Below are 9,660 nucleotides of genomic sequence, written 5' to 3'. Positions count from 1 at the left end.
GCCTCGGCGGCCGCGACCGAAGCAATCAGCGTGGCCCAATTGCGCCGCGGCGACCTGATTGTCGCGACCGACCCGCACGCAAACCGCCGCGTCGTCGAAAACGTCACCGAGACAGTTGTTCTCGGTGCGCCGCGCGTGGTCGTCTCCTTCGCCGACGGTGGCGACACATGGGACGTCGAATCACAGGATGTACCCGTACGCATCGCGCACCGCCCCGCCGCCTACATGGTGACCCCGTGCCCGATCGGCGACCCGCGATGGCGCTACCTCGGGGGACTCGAACGGTCGGTCGTCACGACCTCGAATGACCTCGTCGACCAATTCCGCGCTGACCTTCTTCGAGCGGACTCCGACGCCGAAATCTGTGTCTACGCCCTGATTCGGATCGGGGGTCCGAGGTGAACACCACGGTTTTCGTCGGGGTCGTCGCGTCCGCGCCCGGCCTTGTCGGTGGCGCCTGGTATGCGTTGTGCGCTCGCCGGTATGCACGGCACGCGGCGGCATCGGCCGCCGTCGTCGCCGCCGAGAACGCTCGCACCACGCTCGCACCGCCCCGGATTCGCGCGGGCGGACAGCAATCGGCGCTCGACACGCGCTCGCGCCGGTTCTCCCAGACCACCAAGGCTCACCCGTGACGCCGCGGCCGCAGACGTCTACGTCTGAAAAAGAAACGCGCAGCTCAGCGAGGCTGTCGCCCCGTTGGCTGTACATGATCGGCAAAAAGGCGGAGGCGGCCGCGGCCGCGCTGCTCGTCGCCGACTGGCTGCTGTACGTCGACGCCGTCATACCCGCCGACGTGTTCGTCGCCGCGGGATGGCTCGCGGTCGTTGCGTGGGTGCTCGGCGGCGCGCTCGTCGCCGCCTACTGGCTGACGACGCCACGAAATCGGGGGTCGCAATGACCCTTGCGAATCTCCGGTCACCCGCGCGACTGCGGTGCGCGCTGGCGACCGGTCCCCGACCCTCGGCACGACCCCGCCGGGCGGTTGGGATGAGCGGTACCGGAGAGGCGGCGAACCCCCCTGCTATCCGCTGTCTCTCCGGTACCCCGCCCGGGGGTGCGCGGTGAGTACCGCCGCCGTGCCACCGATCCAGCCGCCGCGCAATGTGCGTATCGACCGCGGCGGGTTCACGACGAGGCTCGAACTCGTCTACGCCGGATTCCGTGACGGCAAACACCATTGGTGTGCCGCGACGCCGTACAACCCGGGGCGCGACACGTTGCGCGCCGACTACATGCCACCCGACGCCGTCATCGACTGGCCGAAAGGGGGTGAATAGGTGGACGCGTTCGAGGCCTGGATTCGCAACTTGCTGTTGCGGCCCGCTCCGCTGCCGCTGGGCGGTGTGCAGACGCTCGCCCTGTACTGCTACGGCCCGCAGTGAAAGAACCCCTCGGCGGCGAGGTGTCGACATCCCTCGCCGTCGAGGTCCCCAAAACACACCGCCGGCCGCCGTGTCCTACGACGGCGGCCGGCTGACCCGGATGTCGAACAGCATTTCGAAACGAAGCAACAGAAAGCGTACTCGACGTGACGACAACGACTTACCCCGGTACCCGAAACGCAAAGGACGGCATTCTTTTGGCGCGTGCGCTGTGGGCAACGATGGAGTGCGACCCCGAGGACAGCTCACCGCCGTGGCAAGCGGTTCCCCGTGCGGTGCACGACCGCTACATCGATCGAGCGGCCGCCCTCGAACGTGCACTCGAAGACCTCGGATGGACAGCGCCGGGCAATGACGCACCGCCGCAACGCTGGACGAGCGCCGCGGCGGTCCCGATCGGCGTGCGGTTCCGCCCGGTCGGGACAATCCGTATCTTCGAGCGGCTCGCGGGCGGACTGTGCCGCGAGATCCGGCGCGACGGTTCGGGTTCGCGCCGCTGTGTGACCGTGGTCGACCGTCTCGCCTGCCGCGGACTGATCGAGGCGCGATGAGTGCCCGTGATGAGTTGACCGAAGCGGCGCTCGCCGCCGGGTGGTCGGCGAGGTTCAAGCGGGGTGCGACGGTGTTTTTCCGGGCCGGGCTCGTGGTCGCGGCTGACTGGACCGACGGCGGCGACGCCGAGGCCGGGTTTCTGACCTCGCGCCTTGGCGGCCGCGTCGAAACCGTCGTCGCGGCCGCGCCCGTCGTCGACACGCTGCGGCGCTGGCTGGCCGGGCAATTCGACCTCGCCGAACTCGACTCGTTCCGCGCCGAAATAGACGTCATCGCCCGGGAATTGGAGGCGACACCGTCTGTCGGTGCTGGCGGCTACATGCCCGACCAGTACGCGGCGCGCGAGCGCCGGGCGATCGGCGCGCGTCTGCGTCGTGCGCTGGACCAGGCGCCGACGCTCGCCACACGCGAGGATCCGATTCACGAACTCGACTTCGCGTTGCGCGAGGTCGTCGACCCTGCGGTCGCGTGCATCTCCGCGCGGTTGGAGAGTGTGCGCGTGCTCGCCGAAGGGTTCGCCAACTACCCGTGCGAGCACGACACCCTCGGCGTCGTGAACGTCGGTCGCGTGTTTCTGTACCTCGCCGACCCCGACCGGTACCCGCGGCACGTGCTCGACGCCCCGGCCCGCCCGGTGTCCATCGACAGCGTGCGTAAGTCGCTCGAACTCGCCGAAAGCGGGCTCATCGACCACGCCGAACTCATCGCGCAACTGCGGACCCTGGTAGGTGAGGAGTGATCACGACCGCCGAACTCGCGAAGATGGCCGAAAGTGCGCGGTTGCGCGGCGACGAGGTCGTCGCCGAAATGCTGTACCTCGAAGTGCACGCACGGAAGGTCGCCGCCGAGGTACCCGACGACGCCGGGCGCCGCCATTGGAGCAGCGCCGCCGAGGTACCCGACGGGGTCACCTTCTACCACTCGCGCCAAACGATGTACGTGTTCACCCGCGAGGGCGAGCACGTACGCCCGCACGGCGCCGACCATGTCGTCGACTGCGAGTACGTCGACAGCGCGTTCGTGTGGACGACGGGCGATTTTGTCGAGGTGCCCGGGTGAGCGAGACCGACGCGAAGTGGACATCGACCCCGGGCCCGGCCGCGCACATGGTCGTTGCCCAACCGAGCGGCGGCGCGCTGCGTGTGCGCCGCTACCGGGGTACGCCCGCGTTGCCCGGGAAGGCCGAGATTGCGGTCGGCGACCATCTTCGCGTCATCCTGCCCGATCTACCTACGTGCGAGTGGCTGCTCGAACAACTCGCGCTCGCCGTCGAGGACTGGCGGCGAGCGGTCGGCGCCGACGAACCGACGGGCCGCCATGCGCGGCCCGTCCCGGATCCCGATTCGCCGTATCCGGATCCGGCCGCCCTACAGGCGCGAGCGCGCGCGGAGATTCTCGCCGCCGAGCTGCTCGTCGACGACTCGGCGGATCCGGTAGCGACCGCCCCGATGGACATGCGCGCCGAATTGGAGGTGATCTAGGTGACGACCGCCGGTACCTATCGACCGTTCGCGCCGGCGACGTGCGAGCTGTGCGCGAGTCGGGTCGTCTACCGGCCGCGCTGGTGCTGCTCGCTGTGCTTCGAGACGTTGCCCATTCCTGAGCGATGGGCGGTGCGCGAGGTCGCCGACCTTGCGCTCGACGACCCGAAGAAAGTCGGCGTCATCAAACGCTGTGTCGCGGCGTACGCGACCGGGCGGCGCCCGGGAACGCGAACGAGATGACGGTCGGCCGCGATGCCGACGACGGGCTCGTCGAGCTGCACGCGGCCGACGAGCCCGCTACCGATGCGCCGCTGACCGTGCGGCGCGCACCGAACGACCGGCCCCCGATCCCGCACCGGCGACGCGTCGGGAAATACGGGCCGGTCGTCCTCATGGATTGCAGGCGTTGTCATGCGCCATTCCGGCCCGACGTCGATGTGCCTCGCGACTTGCTGTGCGCCCAGTGCCGCGGCGGCCGCGACGCTGAGCAACCCGCCCTACTGGAGGTCCTAGACGATGCCTGACTCACTACCTCGCGTCTACGCGGCGAGATGCGCGCAGGGCTTCCCGCCCGACTTCGCGCGCCGCGCGCGAAAGCTGCTCGCGGGCAACCCTTTCGAACCAATGGTTATGGATATGGAAACCGGACGAGGCACCGAAGTTCGCTACGTCGGCGTACTCGACGACTACACCGCGCTTTTCTGAAAGGAGTCGCCGACGATGAGACACACCTCTCTGTTCGCGCCGCCGGGCGACGTGCCGTGCTGCCTCGCCTCGGTGCTTGACCCGACCGACTGCACGTGTTGGCGACGCGTCGTCGCACCGCACCCCACAACGCAAGTGCAGGCCGGCCCGAGTCCGGTCCGCGGCCGCCGGTGCGGCGACTGCGCGTATCGACCGGACTCGCCCGAACGGCAGGCCAACGACGGCGACCGGCCGCGGTTCGTGCCCGAACACGTCTTCTACTGCCACGACGGGTTACCGAAAACCGTCGCGTGGGTTCACCCCTCGGGCGCGGTGCGCATGGCGGACGAGGACGACGATTACGCCCCGATCATCTGGTCCGGCCGCGTATGGCAGGCAGATGGACGACCGGCGCTGGTGTGCGCCGGGTGGGCGGCCGACAACCGCGGGTACTACGCCGCGCGCGACAGACCAGGAACACCGCGGTGAGCGCCGCCGACGAGGTGCTCGACAACGCACCGGACGGCGCCCGCCTGGTCCCGGCCGTCGAGTGCCGCAGATGCAAACAGCTACTCATCAGCGGCCCGTCGTTCCGCGCCGGAATCGGACCCACATGCGCCAGACACGAACGCACGGAAGCACGGGCCGCGGCCGCGGCCGCCGAAGAACTGCCGTTGTTCGAACTGCCGAGCGGGCCGAACGGGGGATAGCCACAAGCCAACCGAGCCGATCGACGTCGATCGGCTCTCAACGGAGAGGGTCAGAATGGGACGCGGCCGGACATATTCACGCCAACCATGCGCAATTTGGGACAACGACCGGTATCTCGACCTTTCCCCACGAGCACAGCATTTATACGGCGTGCTCAGTCACCACCCGGACATTTCGCATTGCGGGCTCGTCGACTGGCGCCCGGCGAGGCTGACCCCGAAATCGCGTACGTGGACGGTAGAGGAGATCGAAATCGCCGCTCACGAGCTGGAAGAAACCGGGTGGGTGCTGTTCGACCTGGGCACCGAAGAGGCGCTCGTACGCGATCACATCCGATCCGACGAGCTGCTGAAAAACCCGAAGAACACCGTAGCCATGATCAAGGCATACGGCGGCATCGCGAGCCGCGAGCTGCGCGCCGGCATGGTGAGCGAACTACGCGTATGCCGTGAATTGCAGGGCGATTACGCCGCCTGGACGAGCCCTATCAGCGCCGACCGCCTCGACGACCTCGTCGCCCGGGCAGCGCTGGACTCGGTCGACTACCGGCCCGCGTACGCCGATGCGATGCCCGAGGAATACCGGATCGGGTCGCCGATCACGGTCGGCATGGTATCGCCGAACCGGACCGATTCGACATCGGCGAACCGGTCGGATACCGCATCATCGAACCGCACGGGCACGAGATCGGCGAACGCGACGGGTAGTCGATCAGCGACCGCGACGGGTACCGGATCGCCGACCCGGTCGGGTGCCGGATCGGCGAAGGGAACGGGTACCGGATCGGCGACGCGATCACGGACCGGATCACCGATCGAATCAGGCATCGAATCGGGTATCGGATCACCGATCACGACCCCGTCGACATCACCGACGACAACCGGAATGTCCGAGGCATCGGTTCCTACCAAGAGCCATCAACCATCAACCAATGAACTCGGTTACGTTCCTGACGGACCAGCGGTAGCGCGCGCGCCCGGGCCCGCGCGCGAGGCGCCCGACATCCCGCCGCGGCCGCCGCAACGCTGCCCGGCGCACATCGAGTTTGTCTCTGCCTCGGGTTGCGGTGAGTGCACGCGTCTCCGCCGCGCTGCGAAGGACTGGGACAACCGCTATCCGGCCGCCGCCGCGGCGTACGCGGCCGAGAAACGCGCCGAGCGGGAAGCGTGCGAACTCTGTGACAACGACGGCGGTTGGCGTATACCGCCGCCGCAACTCGCCGACGAAGACCTGAACGTCACATGCACACATAAACCCTGGCCCGAAGAGAAATGGGTCGAATTCTCGAATCGCGAAAAAGTGAAAAGGAATCGACAGGAGAGTTTCGCGCAGTGAGCAAAAGTATCGTATTTATCGACACGGAAACGACGTCGCTGAAAAGGGATCGGCGGGCGTGGGAAATCGCCATGATTCGGCGCGACCCGGGGCAACCGGACCGCGAGATCCTGATACAGATCACCGACGTCGACCTTTCGGCCGCCGAACCCGAGGCACTTCGAATCAGCCGCTTCTACGAGCGGCACGTCGACCACGCGCCGACCACGCCCGCCCATGTGCGCATCACCGACGGCGTGCTGAACTTCGAGATACACGACGAGGGGTGGCGTCTGCGCGACCACACCGCCGGAACGTTGTTCGCGATGCCCGAGCACCTCGTCGCGCCCGTGATCGCGTTGTGGACCGCCGACGCGCACGTCGTCGGCGTCGTGCCATCGTTCGACACGTTCACCCTCGACGGCATCCTCGCGCGCGCCGGACACCCCGGCCTCGAACCGTGGCATTACCGGTTGAACGACGTCGAGAACCACGCCGCCGGGTATCTGCGCGGTCTGCTGCGCGCCGGGCTCGCCGGGCAGCTACCGAGCGACATCACGACACCGGTACCCGAGTTCGCCGAGGACTGGACGACCGTCCTCGAGCTGTCGCGGCGATCCGAGCAAACCTCGCGTGCCTGCGGTGTCGAACCACCCGGGCCCGTGCAGCGGCATACCGCGATGGGTGATGCGCGATGGGCCCGCGACTGGTGGGACGTCATTCACCCAGAATGGAACCCACGCACACACCTCACCATCGACCGGCGCGAACCCCTCGTCGTGGCGTACGCCGTGCGCTGGAGCAGCAGTAGCGGCGAGGAAATCACGCACGAAGTCGACGACCGCGCGACCGGCGGCGCCGTCGTCGCCGCGCTGCGCGCCGCACAGCACGGCGAGAAACGGATTCCAGACGCGCGGCTCGTCGCACGTAGTAACTCGCCTGACGGCGAGGTCGGCGAGGTCGGCGAGTGGACCATGCCCGCAATCGAGGCCGGGAATGTCTGACCGCACCGCCGCGATACGGTTCGCCGCCGCGCTCGCGCCACCGCTCGCCCGCGGCGCCGCGGCCGCCGTGCGCGCAGGCCTCGCCACCGCCCGCGAGGAACTCGAAGCGCACTACTTCGACGCCGTCGCGCAGGCCTACGCCGCCGACGACTGCACAGTGCTCGCCGAGGCACCGACCGCACGGTGCCGCGGCTACGAAATCGACGGCGCACGTGTCACCGTCCTCGCCGACGAGTCGGCGGAATTCGTCGACAGCGGCGCACTCGCCGAGGCCGTCGCTGGCGCCCGCCGCGTCCTCGGCACCGTCGAAACCCGACGGCCCGCCGCTGCCGATATCGAGCGATGGCGCGAGCAGATCGACGCCGTGACGCACCGCGGGCCCGGCCCCGTACACCTCGCCGCGCTCGCGTCGCTCGCCCGCCGGATCCTCGACGAACTCGTCGCCGAACGCCACCGCGGCGACGCACACACCGACGCAGACGACAACCAAGGGGCGACCTGATGACGGATACACCGGCGGTCCGCGACGCCGACCCGCGACTGATCGCCGCCCTCGGCGAACTCGGACTCGAATACGGCGCACTCGGCGTCGCCCTCGCCGCCGCGATGCTGTCGGACCCCGCACTCGTCGTCGAACGCCTCGCCGACACGGCCGCCGCCACCCGCCGACGGCGATCCTTACGGGCGCCGCTTCCGCGGGTGGGCACGGCGTGCCGATGCGAGGGTGTAGAGGTAGGCGACAAGGCCGGCGCATGAAACAACACCCGCCGTGCCAACGCTGCGAACGCCCGGTCGGCGACGACCGGGCGCTGTGCCCTACATGCGGCGAGGAACTCATCGACGCACTGCGAGCCATACCGGGCCTCGTCGCCGACCTCGCCGTGCTCCGGGCCGGGCAAGCACGGCTCACCCCCGTACGCACCGGCGGCCGCAGTGCCGACACCCGGCTACCGGTCCAGCTCGCCGACCGCCGCGGCCGCGGCCGCGTGTGGACCATGCAAGGCGAACGCGCCCTCACCCGTTTGGAAACTTCCGTGACCACATGGGCGCGGAGGCTCGCCCGAACCCTCGCCGTCCCGCTACCGGTCACCTCACCCGGACTGATACAACTCGCGCTCAACGCCCGCCACGACCCGCGGCGAGGCGGCCGCGAGGAAACAACCGCCCTCGTCACCGCCCACCACGTCCGACACGTACGCCGACACCCCGACGCCCTCGCCGACACCCCGGCCACCGGCGCCGAACTGTGCGCGATCTGGCTCGCCTGCCACCCGCACGAGCTACGCACGCACCCGCGCGCCGGCGACATCGCCGCCGACATCGGCGCCGCTGTCGACGGGCTACGCCGCGTCGTCGACCGCCCACCCGACCGCCGCTACCTCGGACCCTGCCCGACCGCGCTCGACGGCGTCGACGACGAAGGACGCCCCCGCGTCTGCGGCTACGAGCTGCGCGTCGAGCCCGGCAAAGCGTGGGTCAAGTGCGCGCGCTGCAAACAGCAACACGACGTCGCCCTCATCGAAGCGGCGGCCCGCACACACGCCGAAGACGGGCTATGGACCGTCGCCGAACTCGTAAGCATCCTCGCCAGTATCGGCCGACCCGTACCGCGCTCGACGCTCTACGACTGGGCCCACAAACACAAGATCGCCCCCCGCGGCTACCAACACGACACCCGAATCACCGACCACAAGATCGACGACACCGACCCCGCGGTGTACCGCCTCGGCGACGTACTCGCCCTCGCCAACCGTGAACCCATCGACCCCGCCGCACAGAAAGAACGAGCATGAGCGCACCCAGCTCACACGTCGCATGGATCGCCACGCACGCCCCGGCCGACGCCGAAATGCGCCGAGTGACCACCGAAACCCTTGCAGCACACGACAAATGGGACAGTCAACATTACTTCACCGCGCTTGCGTGGGACGGCGCACGCGCCTACGCGACGTTGGTCGCGGTGCTCGACCCGGCCATTCATCCCGAGGTGTATCCGCTGGTACTCGCCGACGTAATGAGCGGACATCTGACCGAGCGGAAGCGGGAAGAACCGGCCGCCGACCCCGTGGTCGCGTGCATGTTGCAGTGGGAAAGCTACGGGCTCGACCTCGGCCCGAACGGCAACCTGATTCCGGAAGAAAGCGAAGCATTCGCGCGCCGGGAAGCCCACACGCTGCCGCACCGCATCGAAGACGTTCACGTCATCGCCGCCGACATCACCGGCCGCACCTGGACGGCGTCGAAACGCCGCGGCTGGAACGGTCCCGACACCGTGCACAAGGGCAACATGCACGGCCGGTTTCCCGAGATGCTGCGGCAATGCGCCGCACTCGCACCGCCGCTGTACGTCGCCGCGACGCGAGCGTTCTGGGCCCGCGACAGCACACCCCCGGCCTAACCATCCGCGACCCCGCCCCGAACCCGAACAGGAGAGAACGAGCATGAGCCCGAACCCACACGAACACGACTACCTCACCGCCGACATCGGCGACGAGTCCGGCCGCGGCGCCGATATCGCCCTGTTCG

19 protein-coding genes are annotated in these 9,660 nt (G+C 68.8%); all 19 read left to right on the top strand.

The features are described from left to right. Positions 1–402 (top strand): hypothetical protein (locus ACFU5M_RS32795; protein ID WP_379055203.1); only part of this gene is annotated, 402 nt, incomplete at its 5' end. Continuing rightward, positions 399–635: a hypothetical protein gene (locus ACFU5M_RS32790; RefSeq protein WP_379055201.1), complete on the top strand. Its 237-nt coding sequence runs from the start codon at positions 399–401 to the stop codon at positions 633–635. The genes ACFU5M_RS32795 and ACFU5M_RS32790, both read left to right, overlap by 4 nt. A gap of 74 nt (positions 636–709) precedes the next feature. Next, the gene (locus ACFU5M_RS32785) at positions 710–901 is read left to right on the top strand and encodes a hypothetical protein (RefSeq protein WP_379055199.1); all 192 of its coding nucleotides are present in this window, start codon (positions 710–712) and stop codon (positions 899–901) included. Between the two features lie 163 nt (positions 902–1,064). After that, entirely contained in the window at positions 1,065–1,280 is a 216-nt protein-coding gene (locus tag ACFU5M_RS32780; protein ID WP_379055197.1) for a hypothetical protein, read from the top strand. Between the two features lie 251 nt (positions 1,281–1,531). Beyond that, positions 1,532–1,936, top strand: coding sequence for a hypothetical protein (locus ACFU5M_RS32775; protein ID WP_379055195.1), 405 nt, complete (start codon positions 1,532–1,534; stop codon positions 1,934–1,936). Continuing rightward, complete coding sequence (locus ACFU5M_RS32770; protein ID WP_379055193.1) at positions 1,933–2,676, top strand: hypothetical protein; 744 nt, start codon at positions 1,933–1,935, stop codon at positions 2,674–2,676. Before ACFU5M_RS32775 ends, ACFU5M_RS32770 begins: the two co-directional genes overlap by 4 nt. Next, positions 2,673–2,996, top strand: coding sequence for a hypothetical protein (locus ACFU5M_RS32765; protein ID WP_379055191.1), 324 nt, complete (start codon positions 2,673–2,675; stop codon positions 2,994–2,996). Before ACFU5M_RS32770 ends, ACFU5M_RS32765 begins: the two co-directional genes overlap by 4 nt. Continuing rightward, positions 2,993–3,418, top strand: coding sequence for a hypothetical protein (locus ACFU5M_RS32760; RefSeq protein ID WP_379055189.1), 426 nt, complete (start codon positions 2,993–2,995; stop codon positions 3,416–3,418). The genes ACFU5M_RS32765 and ACFU5M_RS32760 overlap by 4 nt, the downstream gene beginning before the upstream one ends. Next, complete coding sequence (locus ACFU5M_RS32755; protein WP_379055187.1) at positions 3,419–3,661, top strand: hypothetical protein; 243 nt, start codon at positions 3,419–3,421, stop codon at positions 3,659–3,661. Then, positions 3,658–3,945, top strand: coding sequence for a hypothetical protein (locus ACFU5M_RS32750; protein WP_379055185.1), 288 nt, complete (start codon positions 3,658–3,660; stop codon positions 3,943–3,945). The genes ACFU5M_RS32755 and ACFU5M_RS32750 overlap by 4 nt, the downstream gene beginning before the upstream one ends. Continuing rightward, entirely contained in the window at positions 3,938–4,126 is a 189-nt protein-coding gene (locus tag ACFU5M_RS32745) for a hypothetical protein (protein WP_379055183.1), read from the top strand. Before ACFU5M_RS32750 ends, ACFU5M_RS32745 begins: the two co-directional genes overlap by 8 nt. Positions 4,127–4,141: 15 nt before the next feature. Beyond that, a complete protein-coding gene (locus ACFU5M_RS32740) occupies positions 4,142–4,594 on the top strand; it encodes a hypothetical protein (RefSeq protein ID WP_379055181.1) in 453 nt (150 codons plus the stop codon). Then, positions 4,591–4,815 (top strand): DUF6011 domain-containing protein, encoded by a 225-nt coding sequence (locus ACFU5M_RS32735; RefSeq protein WP_379055179.1) that lies wholly within the window; start codon positions 4,591–4,593, stop codon positions 4,813–4,815. The genes ACFU5M_RS32740 and ACFU5M_RS32735 overlap by 4 nt, the downstream gene beginning before the upstream one ends. 55 nt (positions 4,816–4,870) lie before the next feature. Further along, positions 4,871–6,151: a hypothetical protein gene (locus tag ACFU5M_RS32730; protein WP_379055177.1), complete on the top strand. Its 1,281-nt coding sequence runs from the start codon at positions 4,871–4,873 to the stop codon at positions 6,149–6,151. Between the two features lie 71 nt (positions 6,152–6,222). Further along, positions 6,223–7,134: a hypothetical protein gene (locus ACFU5M_RS32725; protein WP_379055175.1), complete on the top strand. Its 912-nt coding sequence runs from the start codon at positions 6,223–6,225 to the stop codon at positions 7,132–7,134. Continuing rightward, positions 7,127–7,636: a hypothetical protein gene (locus tag ACFU5M_RS32720; protein ID WP_379055173.1), complete on the top strand. Its 510-nt coding sequence runs from the start codon at positions 7,127–7,129 to the stop codon at positions 7,634–7,636. Before ACFU5M_RS32725 ends, ACFU5M_RS32720 begins: the two co-directional genes overlap by 8 nt. After that, positions 7,636–7,890 carry a hypothetical protein gene (locus ACFU5M_RS32715; RefSeq protein WP_379055171.1) on the top strand — a complete coding sequence of 85 codons (255 nt, stop codon included), beginning with the start codon at positions 7,636–7,638 and terminating at the stop codon, positions 7,888–7,890. Before ACFU5M_RS32720 ends, ACFU5M_RS32715 begins: the two co-directional genes overlap by 1 nt. Then, the gene (locus tag ACFU5M_RS32710) at positions 7,887–8,927 is read left to right on the top strand and encodes a hypothetical protein (protein WP_379055169.1); all 1,041 of its coding nucleotides are present in this window, start codon (positions 7,887–7,889) and stop codon (positions 8,925–8,927) included. Before ACFU5M_RS32715 ends, ACFU5M_RS32710 begins: the two co-directional genes overlap by 4 nt. Continuing rightward, positions 8,924–9,532: a hypothetical protein gene (locus tag ACFU5M_RS32705; protein WP_379055167.1), complete on the top strand. Its 609-nt coding sequence runs from the start codon at positions 8,924–8,926 to the stop codon at positions 9,530–9,532. Before ACFU5M_RS32710 ends, ACFU5M_RS32705 begins: the two co-directional genes overlap by 4 nt. Positions 9,533–9,660: the final 128 nt, after the last annotated feature.

This window comes from Nocardia sp. NPDC057455 (genome assembly GCF_042802775.1).
In the GTDB taxonomy this organism is placed as follows: Bacteria; Actinomycetota; Actinomycetes; order Mycobacteriales; family Mycobacteriaceae; genus Nocardia.
Note: the sequence above shows the minus strand (reverse complement) of the source record. Positions and strands in the feature narration are given on the sequence as shown.